Origin of the sequence: Spiribacter salilacus (assembly GCF_009649225.1) — a bacterium.
Taxonomy (GTDB): Bacteria; Pseudomonadota; Gammaproteobacteria; order Nitrococcales; family Nitrococcaceae; genus Spiribacter; species Spiribacter salilacus.
The window spans coordinates 179,305-200,026 of record NZ_WJPP01000001.1 but is presented as its reverse complement, the minus strand read 5'-3'; the positions used below and the strand labels follow the sequence as shown (position 1 = coordinate 200,026).

The window sequence follows — 20,722 nt, the reverse complement described above, 5'->3', positions numbered from 1 at the left end:
CCGACATGCAACAGGGCCGGACATTGCCGGCCCTGTTGGGTTAATCTGCCATCATAATCTCTGATCAATTACTGATCGAGATGCCGATTGACGTAGTCAATAGCCTGCTGAACGGTAGTGATTTTCTCGGCCTCTTCGTCCGGAATTTCACACTCAAACTCTTCTTCGAGCGCCATGACCAATTCAACGGTGTCTAGGGAGTCAGCGCCTAGGTCATCAACAAAGGATGCCTCGGACGTTACCTCGTCTTCCTTCACACCCAATTGCTCAACAACGATTTTCTTTACACGTTCTTCAATACTGCTCATCTCGCTCCTACCTCTCGGTTTGCGGAATTCCGGCACTTAGTTAAAGGTCCAAACCTGCCAGGCAGGTTCCACTGCCGCGTATTCTAGGGAAACATCTCTAGAACTGCCAGCATACATTCAGCTCATTAAGAGCCCACCATTCACATTTAGCGTCTCACCAGTGATATATCCAGCCGCTGGGGATGCAAGAAAGCACACCGCCGCGGCAATATCTCCGGGTTGCCCAAGACGCTGCATTGGCGTTTGTTCAAGCAATGCTTCGCGCTGCTGGTCATCCAACTCACCAGTCATATCGGTCTCTATAAACCCGGGTGCGATGGCGTTAACCGTAATACCCCGCGGCGCAACTTCACGCGCGAGAGAACGGGTCATACCCAACAACCCCGCTTTGGCCGTTGAGTAATTGATCTGCCCTGCGTTACCCATCAACCCAACCACCGAGCCAATATTGATGATTCGACCATGGCGTGCCTTTATCATTCCACGCAAAACAGCGCGTGTTACGCGAAAGACCGCATTCAGGTTAGTATCAATGACGGCATCCCAGTCCTCATCACTCATGCGCATTGCCAGCCCATCTCGTGTGATTCCGGCGTTGTTAACCAAAATGCTCGGTGCGCCCTCGTTATCACGGATGTTGTCGATCAGTTGCTTGATCTGTTCGGCATCTCGTACATCCAGTACGGCACCTCGCCCGCCTCCGGTTGTTGAACTTAACGCGTCACTGATGCGTTGCGCACCTGATTCGCTCGTCGCTGTGCCAACCACAGTGGCACCCGCTTCCGCTAAAACAGTGGCAATTGCCGCGCCAATACCACGCGTAGCACCCGTTACCAACGCGACTTGATTGTCTAATTGCAGTCTCATTCAACCTCCATGGCGGTCAGGGTTTCTGCTAAAGAATTACGATCGTACAGCGCGTAAACGCTCATTGCCCGATCGATGCGCCGATTCAGTCCCGCCAACACTCGACCCGGGCCGCATTCAATGGCGGTTGTGGCGCCCTGCTCGGCCAGTGACTTAACACAATCACTCCATCGAACCGGTGAGCGCACTTGATCGACCAAATGCTGTTTAATCGAATCGCTATTGCCCGATAGCGATACGTCGACATTGTGAATGACCGGAATTTGCGCCGCCTGTATGTCAACCTGTTCTAAACGTACTGCCAATTGCTCGGCCGCTGGACGCATTAATGAACAGTGAGCCGGTACACTCATCGGCAATTGGACCGCGCGTTTCGCCCCGGCCGCTTTTGCCTGCTCTAGGGCCCGATTAACCGCCGCGGTATGTCCTGCAATCACGACCTGACCGGGTGAGTTAAAGTTCACGGGCTCCACCACTTCACCCTCGGCCGCTTGAGCACAAACGTTAGCGATTTGCTCGTCATCAAGCCCAAGAACCGCTGCAATGGCTCCGTCGCCCTCTGGAACTGCCTCTTGCATATAGCGACCCCGATCTCGCACTAAGCGAACGCCATCAGAGAAATCGAGCGCACCACTGCAGACCAGCGCGGTGTACTCACCCAGGCTATGGCCTGCCATATACCCCGGCAGCGGGCCACCACCCTCGCGCCAGCAACGCCATACGGCAACCCCGGCAACCAGCATCAACGGTTGGGTGTAGTCCGTACGATTCATTAACGATTCGGGGCCTTCGCAAGCGATTTCCCAGAGGTCCTCTTCAAGAGCGCCCGACGCTTCAATAAACGTTTTCTGCACAACCGCATGTGCTTGGGCGAGGTCCTGTAGCATACCGATCGATTGAGAGCCCTGACCGGGAAATAAAAACGCAAGGTCTGATCTTGATTGCATGAAAGACGCTTCCTTTAATACCGAATAAGGGCCGAGCCCCACGTAAAGCCAGCGCCAAACGCTTCCAATAACAACACATCATTACGCTTAATCCGACCATCTCGGACGGCAACATTCAGTGCCAACGGTATCGAGGCTGCCGATGTGTTGCCATGTGTGGCGACGGTGCTCACCACACGTTCCATGGGAAGGTTTAACTTTTTCGCCGTGGCTTCCATAATTCGGATGTTGGCCTGATGCGGAATCAGCCAGTCAATATCGCTGTTTTCCATGCCATTGGTCTGAAGTGTATCTGTGACTAACTGGCCAAGTGTGCGCACCGCCACTTTAAAGACTTCGTTACCCTTCATGGTGACCTTTCCGTGCACACCTTGTAGGGCCTCGTAACCCTGCGAAACGCCCCATGGCACATTTAGAAGGGATTCTTGTCGGCCATCAGCGTGCAACTGAGTCGAAATGATGCCGGGCTGATCAGCTGCTCCTAACACCACGGCGCCGGCACCGTCACCAAATAGAATACAGGTGCCACGATCTTCCCAATTAAGAATGCGAGAAAAGATTTCTGCACCAATAACCAGAGCGGTCTTAGCGCCTTTTGTCTGAATAAAGCGGTTGGCGATGTCTAGTGCATAGATAAAGCCCGAGCAGGCCGCAGAGACATCGAAAGCAATCGTGCCGGCGGGTACCCCTAGTCTTTGTTGTAGTCGCGTTGCAGTACTCGGGAACACCTGATCGGGTGTCGAGGTGGCAAGAATGATGAGGTCGACATCTTCTGCGCTAATACCCGAGGCGGCAAGTGCCTGCTGGGCCGCGTTCAGCGCAAGGTCAGAACACGATTCGTCATCCGCTGCAATATGACGTGACTCAATTCCTGTTCGCTCACGGATCCAGACATCAGAGGTTTCGACCCATTGCTCTAGCTCGCTATTGGGCATTACTCGCTCGGGTAAGTACCCCCCGGTTCCTAGTATTTGGCTGTAAATCATGCACCCTCCCCCGAGCGAAAAAGCTCCCCAAGGCGCTGATCTATACGCTGCGGGATCGCTTCTTTAGCTTCGAGGATACCGGTTTCAATTGCACGCTCAAAAGCAAAAGCGTCTGCCCCACCATGACTTTTAACGACAACTCCGCGCAGCCCTAAAAGGCTTGCCCCATTATAAAAGCGTGGGTCTAAGCGCCGACGGAGTGCTTTAAGAACCGGTAAAGACAACAGTCCGGCAAGCTTTGTTAGTGGACTTCGGCTGAATTCCTCTCGCAAATACTGCGAGATCATTTTGGCCACACCTTCACTGCTTTTTAATGCGACATTGCCGATAAATCCATCGCAAACCACCAAATCCGCTTGGTTTTGGTACATCGTGTCGCCTTCTACATAGCCAATGTAGTTAAGGTCGCTGGCCTGCAGCAGCTGCGCTGCTTGTTTAACCTGGTCGTTGCCTTTTATTTCTTCCTCGCCGAGATTAAGCAATCCCACCCGGGGCGTTTCCGCATCTCCCGAGGCTTCAACCAGCACCGACCCCATCACAGCAAATTGGAATAGATGTTCGGCACTGCAATCGATATTGGCGCCAAGATCCAACATCCGAAAGTGTCCATTCAGACACGGGATAATGGTACAAATGGCAGGACGATCAATACCGGGCAAAGTTTTCAGTACATAGCGCGCGGTTGCCATTAGAGCGCCCGTATTACCGGCGCTAACGCAGGCGGCAGCCTCTTCAGATTTGACGCGCTCAATAGCCACTCGCATGGAAGAGTCTTTTTTATACCGAAGGGCTTGCGATGGTGATTCATCCATCGCAACTACCTCACTGGCGGCGATCAGCGAAAGCTGCTGACCCTCTTGCCCCCCATATTTTTGAAGCGCTTGGCGCAACGCATCCAGATCACCAACCAATTCTAAGCGCACATCCGGATGCCTTGCGATTACCGTTAACGCAGCAGGAACCGTAGCCGATGGACCACGGTCTCCGCCCATCGCGTCAATCGCGATCGTGCAGTAAGCGTTCATTGAGTATGGGTGCGGCGAGATGCCTACTCGTCGATGCCGGTAGTTACCTTACGGCCACGATAGTATCCGTCCGCGGAGATATGATGCCGGCGATGCACTTCGCCTGTGGTTGGCTCAATGCTTAGCGTTGGGCCTTCGATGGCGTCGTGGCTGCGACGCATACCGCGGCGAGAAGGCGTTTTCTTGGATTTTTGTACGGCCATTACGTTGTCCTATTTATCCTGTTGATCTTTCAATTTAGCTAAAGCCGCCATTGGGTGTGGCTTTTGATAGCTTGTTGTCCAGTCTGTTCCTGAACAGTTTTCTTTCTCGTGCACTGCAACTATTGGCAATGCCAGTATTAGCTCATCTTCTACCAGCGTTAAGACCGACAGCTGGCCTCGTTCTGCAACTACCGGCGTGATATCCATCGGTAATGCGTCTGCCGCTTCTTCGGAGTCGACAACCGTAAGCTCAAAATCGCTAGCTAATCTTACGTGTACGTTACCAAGACAACGTTCGCACTGCATAGTCGCCTGTGCGTGTATCTGCCCTGTAACTAAAATTTCTGCCGTTCCTACCTGTTTACCGATTGCCACTTGCAGTTGCACATCGATAGGACCCGCAACGGTTGCCCTATCGGCGATTCGGTCCATGGGCCGCGGGTCTACTACCCCGGCAAAGCAATAATCACCGACTGCTAGCTGCGTAAGGTCTAATTTAAGCGGTAACGGCTGAATCGACATTAACCGCGCATAGTAAGGCGGCGACGCGTGACTGTCAAAAACAATAATTAGGTATTGCAGAGCAGCATTTCTATGATCAATCATCATTACTTTAATTAAGGGAGAAAGAAATTCGTGCGGGATTTGGTACTGGGATCAAGCTCAAATTATCGAGCCGATTTGCTAACTCGTCTTGGAATTCAATTTGAACAAGATTCACCAAGCATTGACGAGGCGGTGTTAACGGGTGAAACCGCAGAGGACTATGTCTGCCGGCTTGCTCGAGAAAAAGCCAAGACGGTTGCCTTGCGACATCCGAATGCCGTGGTGATTGGTTCTGACCAATGCAGCGAGTGTCAGGGCATTCTACTGGGCAAACCACAGACCCAAGAACGGGCAATCGAACAGCTCGCTAACGCGTCCGGGCAAATTGTCACGTTGTATACCGCTGTAGCCGTGCTCGAGCCAGACTCAGGGCGTATTCAGGTGGCTCAAGTGCCAACCATCGTGCATTTCCGCACATTGAGTCGAGAGGCTATCTCGCGCTATGTAGAAAAAGATGCCCCACTCGACTGTGCTGGTAGTTTTCGTGCCGAAGGTCTCGGAATTACTCTTTTTGAGCGAATTAATAGCGACGATCCCACCGCATTAATTGGCCTTCCACTGATTGCACTAACCCGTTTACTCTCCCAAGCCGGCATTAATTTGCCATAAAGCTCGAAGAGAAAAGCCCGTGGCGCAGCGAAACCCCAATTCGTTCAACGAGTTGGTCCAGCAACGGCCTTGGTGTGGTGTAATCAACCATCTCCTCAGTATCAAAACGCATCTGCGCAACGGCTTTGGTATCGCCAAACCCGTCCGCCAGTCCTAAATCAACGGCTTGCTCCCCTGTCCAGGTTCGTCCAGAAAATAGATCATCCTGCTGCTCGTTTAGACGATTACCCCGCCCTTGCCGCACGGCACTCACAAACTGTTGTTGGATTTCGTTGAGCATTGTCTGTAGGTCCTCTATGGCCTCTGGGTCTTCAGGCATAAAGGGATCGAGTCCCGCTTTTTCGTCTCCGGCGCTATAGACTCGGCGCTCAACTCCCAACCGAGATAAAGCTTCCGTAAACCCAAACCCACGTGATATCACCCCAATTGACCCAACCAGACTTGCCGGATCGACAAAAATTTCTTCCGTTGCTGCTGCGGAGTAATAGGCACCCGACGCCATGATGTCTTGACCAACAGTGATGATGGGTTTGTTGGGATATTGCTCCTGTAACGCATTAATACCCCTGAAGATCTGCCCTGACTGGACGGGTGATCCTCCGGGGCTGTTAATTTCTAAAATCACACCTCGAGTTGCATTGACGCTCAGTGCCGTTTCTATTGCGCCTAGAATGTTAGTAGCGCTTGCGGGGCTATCGGCCATGATAGGACCTTCCAGCCGCACTACCCCTGCATGGGGTCCGGTTGCTGTTTCCGTGGTGAGTACCCCACTAGGTAAAAACGCGAGGATGCTCATGCCGCCGATATAACCAACTAAGAGCAGCTTAAAGAAAATGCCCCAGCGTCTAGCTCTGCGGCGCTCTTTAACGCCCTCAAGTGCAATGTCACGCAATGTATTACGCGTCCAGTTGTCTTCATCACTCATTGGCTCAATCCTTTTTGCGTAGCGAGTAGCTCGTTAGGTAGTGGTGCAGCCACGTCAACGGGTGGTCCACCATCAATTTCAAATTGAATGCGACTGGCATGTAAAAATAACCGGCGCAGGCGCAAGTTGCGAAACCGTTTGTCGGCTGATGGATTCCCATAACGCCGATCCATGACAACCGGATGCCCTAAATACTGCGCATGCGCACGAATTTGATGCATTCGTCCGGTGTGCAATCGCACCCGAACCAAACTACACCCGGGGTAGATTGCTTCACGAAAAAAGTCAGTTCTAGCGCTTAACCCTGTCTCATCAGGCTGCATAGTCCGCTCGCCTCCCGGCCCCGCCACTGCTTTCAGTGCAACCGTTACCGTTTTTTTCTGCCACTTTACCTCGCCATGTAGCAACGCGATGTACTCTTTGACCACGGTATGATTTTTAAATGCCTCATTTAAGCGGCGCAAAGCAGACCGGCGTTTCGCGATGACCAAACATCCACTCGTGTCACGGTCTAATCGATGCGCCAAATCAAGGAATGGAAGATCGGGGCGAGAATCTCGTAGCGCCTCAATCACCCCGTAAGCCAAACCAGAGCCGCCATGCACTGCGAGTCCAGATGGCTTATTTAACACCATTAATCGGTCGTCTTCGTAGAGAATTGCCGCATCCAGACGGTCGGTAATTCGTACCGAGGGGGTTATCGGCTCGGCCTCCGCCCGCCGCACGGGCGGCACACGAATTTTATCGTCTGTCGCTAAACGATAACTCGGGCCGATGCGTCCACCATTGACGCGCACCTCACCCTTGCGCAACAGCCGATAAATCCGCGTCTTTGGAACACCTTTAAGTATGCGTAGGAGGTAGTTATCGATACGCTGACCGGCAAATTCTTCACTAATTACGACATATTCGACACTGGCCAAGTTTAGGGCCTCCAAAAGAGTTGTTCGTGGCGTATCGCTGCGGCAAACTCAAACCATGAGCGAACGTGAGGCAATGGAATTTGACGTCGTGATCGTAGGCGCGGGCCCTGCTGGGTTATCGGCTGCCATACGGCTGCGTCAATTAGCTGCTCAGGCGCAACAGGATATCCGGGTCTGCGTGCTGGAGAAAGGCTCAGAGGTTGGCGCCCACATTTTATCTGGGGCTATTCTTGAAACCCGCGCGCTTAATGAGCTATTGCCAGACTGGCAAGAACGGGGCGCACCATTGCATACCCCCGTTACAAAAGATCAATTTATGCTTCTGACAGAGAAGCGAGCATTGACGGTTCCCAACGCCCTACTCCCCAAACAACTGCATAATGCGGGCAATTACATTGTTTCCATGGGCAATGTCTGTCGCTGGCTGGCTGAGCAAGCCGAAGCACTGGGCGTAGAAATTTACCCGGGGTTTGCTGCTGCCGAAGTATTATTTGATCAGAACGGAGCAGTCTATGGAGTTGCTACCGGTGACATGGGCCTCGACCGAGAAGGCCAGCCTAAACCTAACCATGAGCCTGGGATGGAGCTGCATGCGCGTTACACCCTTTTTGCCGAGGGTTGCCGTGGGCATTTAAGCAAACAGCTAGAGGCCAAGTTTGGTTTGCGTGATGGTGTAGACCCCCAAACCTATGGCATCGGTTTTAAAGAACTCTGGGAAGTAGCGCCTGAGAATCATCAGCCTGGACTGGTGGTGCATACCGCCGGTTGGCCAATGGATACAACAACTTGGGGTGGTTCTTTTATGTATCATCTTGAGAATAACCAGGTTTATGTGGGTTATGTGGTGGGCTTGGATTATCAGAACCCGCACCTTGATCCATTTAACGAGTTCCAGCGATTCAAAACCCACCCACGCGTTCGCAACACCTTTGCGGGCGCTAAGCGGGTTGCCTACGGGGCAAGAGCATTAAATGAAGGTGGGCTGCAGTCGATACCCAAGCTTGCGTTCCCCGGTGGCGCGCTAATTGGCTGCGCCGCGGGATTCTTGAATGTCGCTAAAATCAAAGGCAATCATACGGCCATGAAAACTGGCATGTTAGCGGCAGAAGCCGTTGCCGAGGCGTTACAGCCTGATGCGGCAGCCACCCCTACGCTCAGTGCTTATCCGCAGCGGTTTAAGGCATCTTGGGTTTATCAAGAGCTGCATGCAGCGCGCAATCTGCGCCCTGCCACCGCACGATGGGGAATGGTGCTCGGTGGTCTTTATGCTGGCATCGATCTGAAACTCTTTCACGGCAAATTGCCGTGGACGTTGCATCATCAACATCCCGATCATGAGCGGCTTAAACCCGCCGCAGAGATGCCGAAGATTGACTATCCTAAGCCAGATGGGGTTTTAACGTTTGACAGAAATTCAAGCGTCTTCTTAACCAATACAAATCATGAAGAAGATCAGCCTTGTCATCTGACTCTCGCGGATGCCAGCATCCCGATTCGCCACAACTTGGCTCTATATGATGAGCCTGCGCAGCGCTACTGCCCTGCCGGGGTTTATGAGATTGTGACCAGTGAGTCAGGCGATGCGCAGTTACAGATAAACGCGCAAAACTGCATTCACTGTAAAACCTGCGATATCAAAGATCCCACCCAAAACATTACCTGGGTGGCCCCAGAGGGTGGTGGCGGCCCAAGTTATCCCAATATGTGAATAAGCTTAGGCCCCTTGCAGTTACGCACGTGGTTTTTCGTTTTGCGGATCATATAAGGACTGATAGCCCACCGCCGCCACGCTAACAGGGTAAGCTTCGTTAAAATATTCCATCTGCAACAACTGGCCGACATGGCAATACGCCCACGGCAGATAGGCCAACATAATGTTTTTGCCCACACTTGGCCCGTAAGCAATACTGGTTGTGTAAGAGCGACGCCCCAGCTCATCAACCAACACCTCGCCACTCTTCGGATCGATGATAGGCAAATTGCCCAATGGGTAACGCGCCATGCCGTTGGCATCCCGATTGTCGTCCATAACCAACGTACACAGCATGGCGGGCTGATGGGCTCTGGCTCGTTGCTCAAGATAGGCCGCCTGCCCATGGAATTCGACCGGTTTGACTTTGGGGCGAGCCAAATCAGCTTCGAGTAGGTTGTAATCCGTTAGTAGGTCAGCATTTTGCAAACGCAGGCTCTTCTCAAGCCGCCGGCTATTGGCGTAGGTTTCGATTCCGACTGGCGTGACGCCTTTGGCATACAACGCATCCCACAGGGCTAGGCCGTCATCGTAGTTAAAATGGAGCTCCCAACCTTGCTCACCCACATAAGAAATACGGAATGCCAGTACCGAAATGCCAGCGATATTAATTTCACGGAATGATGCAAACGGGAATGCTGTGTGCTCTAGACCGGCTGGGTCTTTAGCAATTGATTGCAGGGTTTTCCGGGCATTCGGGCCCCATAAGCCAAGGCACCCATAGGCTTGGGTGCGCTCTGATATTTCAACGTCTCGCCCTTGGTCTTGGGCCAGTCGCTGCAACCACACCAAATCACGATGCCCGGCATCACCCCCGTCTATGACCCGGTAATGGTCGTTGGCCAAGCGCAGGACCGTTAAATCGGCTCTTACGCCACCGAGGTGGTCGAGAAAATGGGTGTAGATACCCTTGCCGATAGGGGTGTCACCGCCCACACGGGCAACGCAGGCATACTCCAATAATGCCTCAGCATCACGCCCCTGCACATCGATAATGCAAAAGTGCGAAAGATTGATCATGCCCACATCTGCAGACAGCTTAAGCTGCTCTGCATTGGACACCCGCCAAAAATGCCGAGCATCCCATTCATTTTGGCGCTCAGGCACCTGTTGCCCGTAGACGTCTAATAATCCCTCATTGCTGGCGTAGCCATGTGCGCGCTCCCAGCCGGCAATCTCCATAAAATGCCCGCCAAGTGCTTTTTCTCGCTCCCAAAATGGGCTGCGGAAAAGATCTCGGCCCTTGCTATACGGCTCACGGTCATGGACCGGTGGGTTATAAACCTTAAACGCCGTTTCAAAACACCGGTCATGGATGAATTTCTCATCCCTTTGAAAGGGATAATGGCGGGCTGTATCAATTCCATGATGATCAACTTCAGTGCGGCCATCCGTCATCCAGTCGGCCACCACCTTACCGGTACCAGGCCCGTCTTTTACCCAGACAGAGACGGCATACCAAAGCCCACGAATGGAAGGTGACTCCCCGATGGAGGGCCCGCCGTCTGAGGTGACCTGCAAAAGACCGTTAAATGAACGTTTCTCGTCATAACCCAACTCTGCCAAAATTGGCGTTAGCTCCATGGCGCGCTCGAGCGGATCCATGATTTGCTCAATTTCAAGGTCACGTTGAGAGGGCGATAGCCTAGCCTGCTCTTTTTCTAGCAGATCACGCGGATGCACCAGACGCGGCGCATTTTCCTCGTAGTAACCCCACTCAATTTGCCCACCTTCGGGTGTTTTGGGGTCTCCTGTATCTCGCAAATAAGCAGAGTTACCTTGATCGCGGAGTAATGGGTAGCCGATATCTTTGCCGGTGCCCGCAAATTCTTCGTACGGTCCAAAAAAGGTCAGTGGATGATCAACAGGCATTACCGGCAGATCTTCACCTGCCATCTCAGCAATTAAACGCCCCCAGAGCCCAGCGCAAACCACTACATACTCGGCCTCGATTCGCCCTCTTTCGGTATCAACCCCACGGATTCTTCCATCCTCAATATGTAATCCGGTACAGGGCGTATTGGCCCACGAGCTGAAGTGTCCACTGGCGATAGCCTCGTCAATGAGCTCGCCGGTCACAATCTGTGAGCGAGGCTTAACGAGGCCTGCATCTGGATCCCATAGCGCCCCTTGTATCACGCTCTCTTCTAGTAATGGGAAACGCGCCTTCGCCTCGGCCGCGCTAATCATCATTGCGTTAGTGCCAAATGCCCGACCTGAACTGACTTTGCGCTTTAACTCGGCCATGCGCTCGTCATCACCGACTCGCGCCACTTCTAACCCACCAACCCGTGCGTAACGGTCACGAGCTGCAAAAAACTCAATACTGTACAGGGTGGTGTAACAGGTCATTCGGTCATGCGCTGTGGCATAACAGAAATCAGAGGCATGCGCTGTCGAGCCGATATCCGTGGGAACCCCGCTTTTATCGATTCCCACGATATCCGTCCATCCCCGCTCAATCAGGTGATGCGCCACAGAGGCGCCGACGATTCCGCCATGGCCGATAATCACAACACGCGCTTTGCTCGGAAACTCCGCCATGCCTCTCTCCTGTATGAGTCAGGGTTTAATAATAGTCTGAGCGTACGCGTCACGCGACCATAGCAACTGGCTTAAATGCGACCGCCGATTGTATCTCAGCGCCATCTCGAGCCCGCGCGCCTGCCCTTTGTGAAACACCCCTCAGTAGTGCTATCATCCACCGCTGTCGGTTTACCGATAGAAAGAAGAATGCTCGCGGGGGCGGTATGGTGCCGGCCCTGCATTGAACTTAACAACGCGCCTGCCTTGGCGCCCGCAAATGGATACCCCATGACGGGTCCCTTAGCCTTGCGAATATGCACCCTACTCCCCGAGCTCGCGCTCGCTGTGGAAAGACCGTTGACGCCTGCTGCTTTTATGCCGCATGGCGCCGGCTGGCTGCTGTCGCTGGCGGGGGCTCAGGGCAGTCGCCGGAGAACAACTCGGCATGAAAAGAATGTTAGTCAACGCCACGCAGCCAGAAGAGTTGCGTGTCGCACTGGTCGATGGCCAATCCCTATTCGATTTGGATATCGAAACTCCTGCTAGAGAGCGTAAAAAAGCCAACATCTATAAAGGCCGCATTACGCGAGTAGAACCCAGCTTAGAGGCGGCGTTTGTTCAGTATGGCTCTGAGCGCCATGGGTTTCTTCCCTTCAAAGAAATTGCGAAGGAATACTTCCAAGCTACTGATAAAACTGATCTTTCCAAGGTCTCTATCGCCGATGTGATCAAGGAAGGTCAGGAAATTGTCGTTCAAGTAGAAAAAGAAGAACGTGGCAATAAAGGCGCAGCACTAACCACGTTTGTCAGTTTGGCTGGGCGGTATCTCGTCCTGATGCCCAACAACCCACGCGCTGGGGGTGTTTCACGTCGTATTGAAGGTTCAGAGCGCAATGAGATTCGCGATGCGCTTCGTGACCTGGAGATCCCCGAGGGAATGGGGCTAATTGTTCGCACTGCCGGCGTTGGCCGCAGTAGTGAAGAGCTGCAATGGGATTTGGACTATCTCATTAATTTATGGACGGCGGTTGGCAACGCAGTTGAAAAGCAGCCGGCCCCTTTTTTGGTCTATCAAGAAAGTAACGTCATTATCCGTGCGCTGCGAGATTACCTTCGCGCCGATATTGGCGAAATTTTGGTTGATGATCGTGAAGTGTTTGAGCGCGCGCGTGAGTTTGTGCAACAAGTTATGCCGCATAACCTTCAAAAATTAAAGTTCTATGATGACCGGGTGCCACTGTTTAGCCGGTATCAAATCGAAAGCCAAATAGAATCCGCCTTCCAGCGTGAGGTGCGCCTCCCTAGCGGTGGCATCATTGTCATTGACCACACCGAGGCGTTGATATCGATTGATATTAACTCTGCACGTGCCACCAAAGGCGCCGATATTGAAGAAACAGCCCTACGCACGAATACCGAGGCCGCCGAAGAGATTGCGCGACAGCTTCGCCTTCGTGACCTTGGCGGGCTGATCGTCATCGACTTCATTGATATGGGGCCAAGCCGCAACCAACGTGAGGTCGAAAACTGTCTGCGCGAGGCTGTTAAGCAAGATCGTGCACGGGTTCAGCTTGGTCGCATTTCTCGGTTTGGACTATTAGAAATGTCGAGACAGCGCTTGCGTTCATCGCTGGGCGAGTCTGCCCTCGAGGTTTGCAGTCGCTGTAGCGGTCAAGGCACAGTGCGCAGCGTTGAGTCGCTAGCGCTCTCGGTGCTTCGCATCATCGAAGAAGAGGCAATGAAGGAAAAAACCGGGAAAGTGCTTGCCCAATTGCCGGTTGATGTTGCAACGTTTCTACTCAACGAAAAGCGCAGCATCTTAGGGGCGATTGAAGAGCGGAATGGCATTGAGGTTTTACTCATCCCGAATCGTCGCCTAGAAACACCGAACTATGAATTGCAGCGTCTGCGGAGTGACGAGGATGCCGAGGAACAGACGAGTTACAAGCTGACTGACGAAGATGAAGGCCCAAGCGTTGCTGAGACCCTCCTCACCGCAGAACGAGCTCGCGCTGAGACGCCAGCGGTAAAAAGCATTCGGCCTGGCCCCCCAGTGCCGTCTGCAAAGGCAACCGCCACCGAGGCCTCCGAAACGCCGCATGGCCCGGGGCTTTTGGGTTGGTTGCGGCGCTTAGTAAGCGGTGACGATGCGCAGAGCGCAACGGAAACTGCTGCGGAGACTAAAACCACAGAAGAGTCTGGTGCCTCGGGAGAGAAAACGGCTCAAAGCGGCAATCGCCGCCGTCGCAGTGGGAGCGGTAATACTCGCAGCACGGGTAGCAGTGGTCAGCGGCGAAGCCGTGGTGGTTCACGACGTACCTCTAGTACGGACGAGACAAAGCCAGAAAAATCAGAAAAGCCAGAAAAGCCCGAAAAGGCTGAAAAAGCTGAAAAAGCTGAAAAAGCTGAAAAGGCCGAAAAAGTTGAAGCAGCCCCCGCCGCCGATGCAACGCCAGCAGCAGAGGGCGAAAAGCCTGCTGGCACAGGCCGTACCCGAAGGGGTCGCCGAGGTGGACGCCGCCGTCGCCGCCCCAATGGCGAGGAAACCCCTTCAACAGAAACGGCTTCGGCAGACAGTCAGGCCGAGGCGGAAACTGGAACCGAAACTCAGAAAGCGCCGGCGCCTGCGGCGGAGAAACCCGCAGAGGTCAAGAAAAGCCCTGCTGCAGAGGAACCTGTAGCTCCAACACCGCCTGCCGAGGCGAGTGACCCGCGCCGCTGGTCAGGACGGCCGCGTCTGCCCACTGACTAGAGTTGGTAACGCTCGCGCAATGTCGCGAGCAAACCTTCAGCGGCATCTTCGATAAGATCGAAGACATGAGCAAAGCCATCGTCACCGCCATAGTAGGGATCCGGCACCCATAACGTGGAGTGCCGTTGTCCATACTGTAGCAGCGGTTCAATGCGCGATTTCGCACTGCTGGGTGCTTCGGCGTGAAGCCAATCCAGATTTGCCTCATCCATTGCTAAGATGTGCGAGAACGCTTCAAAATCGAACGCATCGACTTGCCGGGCGCGTAAGTCTGAGATTTCAATCCCGCGCGCGCTCGCCTCTGCCTGAGAACGCCGATCGGGCGCTTTACCAATGTGATAGTTATGCGTTCCTGCCGAGTCTGTCTGAATTGCTGATTCTAGACCCGCTTCTCGGAGTTTATGTCGAAAAACACCCTCCGCGGTGGGTGAACGACAAATATTTCCCATACAGACAAACAGAACTTCAGTCATTGCAATTGGGCCTCTACCACGCGTAGGTCGTCCATTGTATCAACACCAGGCCCGGGCAAAAGGCTGGCTTGTGCCACTTGAATCCACTCCCCTGCCTGCAGCGCCCGAAGCTGTTCTAGGTGTTCTAGCTGCTCAAGGGGGCTTGCTGGTAGATCGCCATAACGTTTTAGGAAACCGGCACGGTACGCATAAAGCCCCAAATGCCGCTGCGCTATCGTTGTTAATAGGGAGCTATTCCCTTCCCGATCCCAAGGTATTGGGGCGCGGCTAAAGTACAGGGCGCGGCCATTACGCTCGGTAACCACTTTCACCACATTAGGATTTTGCAGTTCATCGAGATCAGCGATGGGAGTTGATAGCGTGCTGATTGCTGCTCGTGGTTCTGTCTCTAACAAGCGATTGACCTGCTCAAGCAAAATAGCTGGCATCAGGGGTTCGTCACCTTGAAGGTTTACCACAATCACATCATCTGCAAGCTGTTCTTGCATGACAACCTCGGCTAAACGATCTGTGCCGCTGACATGATCCTCGCGCGTCATGCAAACCCGTGTACCCAGTTGTTGAACGGCGTCTGCAATGTCGTCATGATCCGTGGCAACCACAATATCCGCGGCCCCACTCTCTTTGGCCCGGTCAATCACATGCGCAATCATCGGCCGCCCCCCAATCTCCCGCAGCGGCTTGCCGGGTAGGCGGCTGGATTGATAACGCGCGGGGATAATGACAATAAACGGATGCATCATTTTTCCTGTAAGGAGGCTAACAGTGCCATTAATTGGGTTTTTGTTGCCGAATCTGGTTCAGCGGTAACTGGCAATGTCCAACTATTATTCGGTGCGAATGTTCGACATTTAACCGCGTCTTTCTCGGTCATAACAATGGCTAGATTATCTTCAAATTGCAGGTCATGGGGCTGAAATGCGTGATGATCAGAAAAGCAATGGGGTATCACATCAAATCCCAATTGAGTCAATGTATTGAAAAAGCGCTGGGGGTTACCAATCCCTGCCACTGCATGCACCCGATCACCGGAAACCGGCACAGCTTTATTAGGTTCCTTAACTAAAGGCGCTAGCGCACCGGTCCTAAGGTTAAATTGCCCTTGGCTTTCTGGAACCGATGGGCCGTTGGCGATAACTAGATCAACACCCTTAAGGCGGTCAGGAGGCTCACGCAATGGTCCTGCCGGCAGACAACGCCGATTACCTAGACCACGTTCACCATCAATAACGGCAATTTCAACATCACGCCCCAGCGCGTAATGCTGTAGGCCGTCATCGCTAATAATAATATCGGGCGATACGGTATCAATGAGTAACTGGGCAGCAGCCACACGCTTTTTGCCAATCGCAACTGCACATTTTGCACGTTGAGCAATTAAAACCGCCTCATCGCCAACCATCAACGGATCGCTGTCATGACTCACGCAGACTGGCCCCGCGCTACTGCCACCGTAGCCACGCAGTATTACGCCCGGGTTGTAGCCAAGCTGACGGGCAGCCTCAACCAACCAGATCACTAAAGGTGTTTTGCCGGTACCCCCCACAAAGATATTGCCAACTACAACAACAGGAATAGGCAAACGAAGACTAGGAAGCCGCCCCTCTAAGTAGCGTTGCCGGCGCCGGCGCATAATCAGACCATAAAGCAGACCAATCGGCGCAAGTAGCTGCCCTAACCCATGCTCTTTTAACCAGAACGCAGGAAGGCCGCGGCTATTGCTCATGGGTTTGTGCCGCTTCCGTTCTAAACTGCAGCCGATGCAACGCGGCGTAGGGGCCACGGCGCTCAATCAGCTCTTGATGGCTGCCCGTCTCGACGATGTGCCCCGCATCGAGCACCAGGATACGATCCGCGCGTTCAATGGTTGATAAGCGGTGGGCGATTACCAAGGTAGTTCTGCCCTCCATCAATCGCTCTAACGCCGTTTGAATATGCTGCTCTGAGGCAGAATCAAGCGCCGAGGTAGCCTCGTCCAAGATAAGCACCGGTGCATCTTTCAGTAACGCTCTGGCAATAGCGATGCGCTGGCGCTGCCCACCCGATAGCAACACGCCGTTTTCTCCAACCGGCGTATCGAAGCCCTGAGGCAGTGCCTCAATAAATTCTCGTGCATTAGCGGCTTCTGCGGCTTCGTAAAGCGCGCTCCGATCAGCGCCGTCGGGCTGGCCATAAGCAATATTCTCGGCGATGGTGGCGTTAAAGAGCACCACCTGCTGGCTAACAAGCGCAATCTGTTGCCGAAGTGCGGATAGCCGATAATCTCGCAAATTAACGCCATCCAGCAGAATCTCACCTTGGGTTGGTTCGTAAAACCGCGGAAGTAAATTAACTAAAGAGGTCTTTCCACTGCCCGAGCGCCCCACCAGCGCTACCGTTTCTCCTGCTTTGATGGTCAAGCTAATGCCATCTAACACTAAATCTGGGTTGTTTCGGTAATGCAGCCCAACCTGGCGGAATTCAATACTGCCGTCTACCCGGGTGGGCGCATGTGTACCCGTGTCTTGTTCAGGCGGTTCATCAATAATCTCAAAAATGCTCTCGCCCGCCGCAATGCCGCGTTGAATGCGGGCATGCACGGTTGTTAACCGTTTAAGTGGCTGTAACAGCAGCAACATTGCCGTTAGAAAAGAAACAAAGGATCCAACGCTGACCGTCGTCATGCTGTCTTGAAAGGTCGCAAGCCAAACCACAATCGATAATGCTAAGGCCGCACAAAACTGAACAATTGGGGTGCTTAAGGCTTGGGTAGCCGCAAATTTCATGAACTGCTTGGTATTACGCTCATTGGCCTCGGCAAAGCGCGATCGTTCAAGCGCTTGTGCCCCGTAAATACGCACTTCATCACTGCCTTCAATCGCCTCTTCGGCTACATAGGCGATGTTTCCAACCGAATTTTGAACGCGATGGCTGAGTTTGCGAAAACGCCGGCTCACATACACCACCACGCCAATCACTACCGGTCCTAGTAATAAAAACGTCAGCGTTAACTTCCAGCTTAGCCAGAACATGTAAGCCAGTAGGAAAAACACGGTGGCAAAATCACGGATAATAATGACGACCGCATTGGTACCGGCCTCTGCCACCTGCTCAACGTTATAGGTTAGCCGAGAGAGCAGCATGCTCGATGAGGCATCATCGAAATACCGCCGGGGCAGTGTCAATAAGCGGTCAAATACCTCCGCGCGAAGGCGTCCGATAATGCGGCGGCTGATCCAGGCCGTGCCATACTGCGAGGCAAAACTACTGAGCCCGCGCACCACGAAAATCGCAAGCACACCCAGAGGGATCAGTTTAATGACATCTGGATCACGCTCGACAAAACCGGCATCAAGCAGGGGCTTAACCAGCCATGCAAAACCCGCCTCGGTTGCCCCGGTTAAAATCATCCCGACAACGGCAAGCGCCGCGACTTTCCAATAATCGAGAACATAGGTTAAAAGCCGGCGATAGATGGCCCAGCCGCTATTTACATCTTGCACAATCGTTGGTGAGTCCTTGCCGACAAAAATCGAGTAGAACCCCGATGATAAAGGATTTCTTGGCCATCCCGAAACCGACCGACCTGCTGCGGTGCATTTAATATACGACTACGCCGGGCACGCTCACCGCCTGCCGGTATGAGCTGCTGGTTTTTTAGATGAAATACCACCGCGCCGTCGAGCCCCGTGTCATGAATAACAGCCCCCGCGCAAAGCAAGCGCTCCACAACCTGAGTGTTGGGCATCGAATACCCATTATGATATCCCGCCGAGATCACAACATGATGGGGGGCTGTTTTTTGTAAAAAAACCGATCCTGAACTTGATTGACTGCCGTGGTGCGGGGCTTCAACAACCGCAAAGTGGCTGTTCAGGCGCATGGCTATTGAATACTCTTCGATGTCTGCAATATCACCGGTAAACAAAACCTGCTCACCCCCGCTTCCAACCGACGTGACGCAGGATGCCGCATTACCGGCGGCGGCAAACGGGGACGGTGGGGCAAGAAACTCGAACATTACACCATCATGCACCCACTGCTCACCCGCCTCACACGGCTGTGCCTTGGGAAGTGCGGCGATTGGCTCTCCTACCCAGGCCTGCCCAATATCAAATGTGGCTGCCAGATCGGAAATCCCGCCCCGATGGTCGGCGTCTGCATGGGTAATAATTAGCGTATCAATTCGTTTAATGCCACGCTCTTTAAGATAAGGGATGAGCGTAAACGCTGCTGCATGGCCGCCACTGCGCCAAACAGGCCCGGTATCAATCACAACGGTATGCGCACGCGTTTGTATCACAGCGGCGTTACCCTGCCCTACTTCAAGCCAGGTAATGGTTGCGTTTCCTGATTGAATATTGGGGCTTGGTCTCAGTACTAGCAGCAATAAGAAGACGACGCTCAGCCCTCGCATTGGGGTACCCTTAGGCAGAAAAAACAAAGCCACAGCAACCAGTGATAATAAGCCAACAACAACACTCATGTGGCTCACAGGTATTGGCGTTGCGCCCAAATCCACAAGCCATCCGCCAGCTTGGTAGAGCTTCTCTAATAGAAATCCCAACATGCTAAGGCCCAACGCCCCAGCCGGCTCATAGATCCACAGTAGCCCGGTAGAAATGAGTGCACCGGGGACAACCAGTAACGAAAAAAGGGGCAGCACCAGCAAATTGATCGGTATGGCTAGTGGGCTAAAGCTTCCGAAAAAAAGCGCGGTTAACGGCGCAAGCCCAACAAATAAGCCAATCTGCAATAGCCATAACGCTTGCATGGCGCCCAGCTTCCGCCCGCGAATCAACAGCAAAATCAGCCCAACCGCCACAAACGAAAGCCATGCCCCAGGCATAAGCGCGGTACTCGGTTCGATGGCAACTAATCCAAGGGCCGCCATGATGAGCAAACGAATGCCCCGCAATCGACGTCTGGAAAGGATTGCTAGACTGCCTAAACTTAGCATCGTCAATGCGCGTACGGTCGGCACCGAAAATCCGGCTAATGCCGCATACCCACAGGCAAGCGCTGCACCAACCCCAAGAGACCATGCTCGACGATCTCCCGGCAGCCTAGCCCAGCGCCACCCTAACCTCCCTAGCCCATATCCAAAAGCTGCCATTAATCCGATATGGAGGCCTGAGATTGCCAATAAATGCCCTGTGCCGGTGGTGCGAAGAATCTCCCAGGTATGATCGGTAAAACCCCTTCGATCTCCAGTCACAAGCCCCTGCAGAAGCGCCCTGCCCGCGGGGTATGAAACCTGTTGCGCAATTTGAGATGAGACAATTGACCGCCAAGCCGATAGTCCTTGCGCTGGCGCAAGCCGAACCGCTTGATTAGTCGCAGATAATACGGCTGTTGCATCAATCTTCCCTGCCGCCAACCACTGCTCGTAATCAAATCCGATAGGATTCATAAATCCACGGGGCCGTCGCAGCTTAAGCGGCAATTGCCACTTCTCCCCTGCCTTTACCCTCAGCTGATCATCATAAACACTCACCCGAATACGCCGGGGTAAACGCCAATCCAAGCCCTGCATTGACTCAGGACGAAATAAAAAGCGCTGCTGATCCGACTGCCTGCTTGGCAAATCGACGACGGTTCCGGTAACGAGGATAGGCTCTGCCCGCTCAATCGGAGGCCAGCGAGATAACGCATCGCCTTGCCAAATAAGGGCGATAACAACACCAACGCCCAAATAACCGATTAGCCCCGCCCAATGGCGGACAACGATCATCGGAATCATGCAGCACAAGATGAGCAGCAGCCCACCAAAGCGCAGTGGGATAAGCACGGCTAAAAGAAGGCCGCATAAAATAAAAACCGCACGCATGGCGGTAAACGCT

18 protein-coding genes are annotated in these 20,722 nt (G+C 53.3%); 3 read left to right on the top strand and 15 right to left on the bottom strand.

Annotated elements, in window-relative coordinates:
- Positions 1-68: 68 nt before the first annotated feature.
- From acpP to GH984_RS00985, 7 genes are all read right to left on the bottom strand, one after another.
- A complete protein-coding gene (acpP, locus tag GH984_RS01015; protein WP_153718356.1) occupies positions 69-308 on the bottom strand; it encodes an acyl carrier protein in 240 nt (79 codons plus the stop codon).
- 117 nt (positions 309-425) lie between these two features.
- Positions 426-1,175: a 3-oxoacyl-ACP reductase FabG gene (fabG, locus tag GH984_RS01010; protein WP_253939077.1), complete on the bottom strand. Its 750-nt coding sequence runs from the start codon at positions 1,173-1,175 to the stop codon at positions 426-428.
- Positions 1,172-2,122 (bottom strand): ACP S-malonyltransferase, encoded by a 951-nt coding sequence (gene fabD / locus GH984_RS01005; RefSeq protein WP_153718355.1) that lies wholly within the window; start codon positions 2,120-2,122, stop codon positions 1,172-1,174. Before fabD ends, fabG begins: the two co-directional genes overlap by 4 nt.
- A 14-nt stretch (positions 2,123-2,136) precedes the next feature.
- Complete coding sequence (locus GH984_RS01000; protein ID WP_153718354.1) at positions 2,137-3,108, bottom strand: beta-ketoacyl-ACP synthase III; 972 nt, start codon at positions 3,106-3,108, stop codon at positions 2,137-2,139.
- Positions 3,105-4,133: a phosphate acyltransferase PlsX gene (gene plsX / locus GH984_RS00995; protein ID WP_153718353.1), complete on the bottom strand. Its 1,029-nt coding sequence runs from the start codon at positions 4,131-4,133 to the stop codon at positions 3,105-3,107. Before plsX ends, GH984_RS01000 begins: the two co-directional genes overlap by 4 nt.
- A gap of 23 nt (positions 4,134-4,156) precedes the next feature.
- Positions 4,157-4,336 carry a 50S ribosomal protein L32 gene (gene rpmF / locus GH984_RS00990; RefSeq protein ID WP_153718352.1) on the bottom strand — a complete coding sequence of 60 codons (180 nt, stop codon included), beginning with the start codon at positions 4,334-4,336 and terminating at the stop codon, positions 4,157-4,159.
- Positions 4,337-4,345: 9 nt separating this feature from the next.
- Positions 4,346-4,858, bottom strand: a complete 513-nt coding sequence (locus GH984_RS00985; RefSeq protein WP_172973130.1) for a YceD family protein — start codon at positions 4,856-4,858, stop codon at positions 4,346-4,348.
- A 114-nt stretch (positions 4,859-4,972) separates the two neighbouring features.
- On the opposite strand from GH984_RS00985, the gene GH984_RS00980 reads away from it, so the two are divergent.
- Complete coding sequence (locus GH984_RS00980; RefSeq protein ID WP_369691879.1) at positions 4,973-5,551, top strand: Maf family protein; 579 nt, start codon at positions 4,973-4,975, stop codon at positions 5,549-5,551.
- Here the strand turns inward: GH984_RS00980 and GH984_RS00975 are convergent.
- Both GH984_RS00975 and GH984_RS00970 read right to left on the bottom strand, forming a co-directional pair.
- The gene (locus tag GH984_RS00975; RefSeq protein ID WP_153718350.1) at positions 5,538-6,476 is read right to left on the bottom strand and encodes a S49 family peptidase; all 939 of its coding nucleotides are present in this window, start codon (positions 6,474-6,476) and stop codon (positions 5,538-5,540) included. The two genes, GH984_RS00980 and GH984_RS00975, sit on opposite strands and share 14 nt — an antisense overlap.
- Positions 6,473-7,399, bottom strand: a complete 927-nt coding sequence (locus GH984_RS00970; RefSeq protein WP_153718349.1) for an RluA family pseudouridine synthase — start codon at positions 7,397-7,399, stop codon at positions 6,473-6,475. The genes GH984_RS00975 and GH984_RS00970 overlap by 4 nt, the downstream gene beginning before the upstream one ends.
- 55 nt (positions 7,400-7,454) lie before the next feature.
- Here GH984_RS00970 and GH984_RS00965 point away from each other — a divergent pair, with 55 nt between their 5' ends.
- Positions 7,455-9,107, top strand: a complete 1,653-nt coding sequence (locus GH984_RS00965; protein WP_153718348.1) for an electron transfer flavoprotein-ubiquinone oxidoreductase — start codon at positions 7,455-7,457, stop codon at positions 9,105-9,107.
- A gap of 21 nt (positions 9,108-9,128) precedes the next feature.
- Here GH984_RS00965 and GH984_RS00960 read toward each other — a convergent pair whose 3' ends face one another.
- Positions 9,129-11,693, bottom strand: a complete 2,565-nt coding sequence (locus GH984_RS00960) for an FAD-dependent oxidoreductase (protein ID WP_153718347.1) — start codon at positions 11,691-11,693, stop codon at positions 9,129-9,131.
- A 427-nt stretch (positions 11,694-12,120) separates the two neighbouring features.
- On the opposite strand from GH984_RS00960, the gene rne reads away from it, so the two are divergent.
- On the top strand, positions 12,121-14,427 hold the full coding sequence (gene rne, locus GH984_RS00955; protein ID WP_253939076.1) for a ribonuclease E: 2,307 nt from the start codon (positions 12,121-12,123) through the stop codon (positions 14,425-14,427).
- On the opposite strand, the gene GH984_RS00950 is transcribed toward rne, so the two are convergent.
- From GH984_RS00950 to GH984_RS00930, 5 genes are read right to left on the bottom strand one after another with little or no spacing between them, the layout of a single operon-like run.
- A complete protein-coding gene (locus GH984_RS00950) occupies positions 14,424-14,900 on the bottom strand; it encodes a low molecular weight protein-tyrosine-phosphatase (protein ID WP_153718346.1) in 477 nt (158 codons plus the stop codon). The genes rne and GH984_RS00950 overlap by 4 nt on opposite strands.
- On the bottom strand, positions 14,897-15,640 hold the full coding sequence (kdsB, locus tag GH984_RS00945; RefSeq protein ID WP_153718743.1) for a 3-deoxy-manno-octulosonate cytidylyltransferase: 744 nt from the start codon (positions 15,638-15,640) through the stop codon (positions 14,897-14,899). Before kdsB ends, GH984_RS00950 begins: the two co-directional genes overlap by 4 nt.
- A complete protein-coding gene (gene lpxK, locus GH984_RS00940; RefSeq protein WP_153718345.1) occupies positions 15,640-16,626 on the bottom strand; it encodes a tetraacyldisaccharide 4'-kinase in 987 nt (328 codons plus the stop codon). The genes kdsB and lpxK overlap by 1 nt, the downstream gene beginning before the upstream one ends.
- Entirely contained in the window at positions 16,616-18,382 is a 1,767-nt protein-coding gene (msbA, locus tag GH984_RS00935; protein ID WP_369691878.1) for a lipid A export permease/ATP-binding protein MsbA, read from the bottom strand. The genes lpxK and msbA overlap by 11 nt, the downstream gene beginning before the upstream one ends.
- On the bottom strand, positions 18,370-20,709 hold the full coding sequence (locus GH984_RS00930) for a DNA internalization-related competence protein ComEC/Rec2 (protein WP_153718344.1): 2,340 nt from the start codon (positions 20,707-20,709) through the stop codon (positions 18,370-18,372). Before GH984_RS00930 ends, msbA begins: the two co-directional genes overlap by 13 nt.
- Positions 20,710-20,722 lie beyond the last annotated feature (13 nt).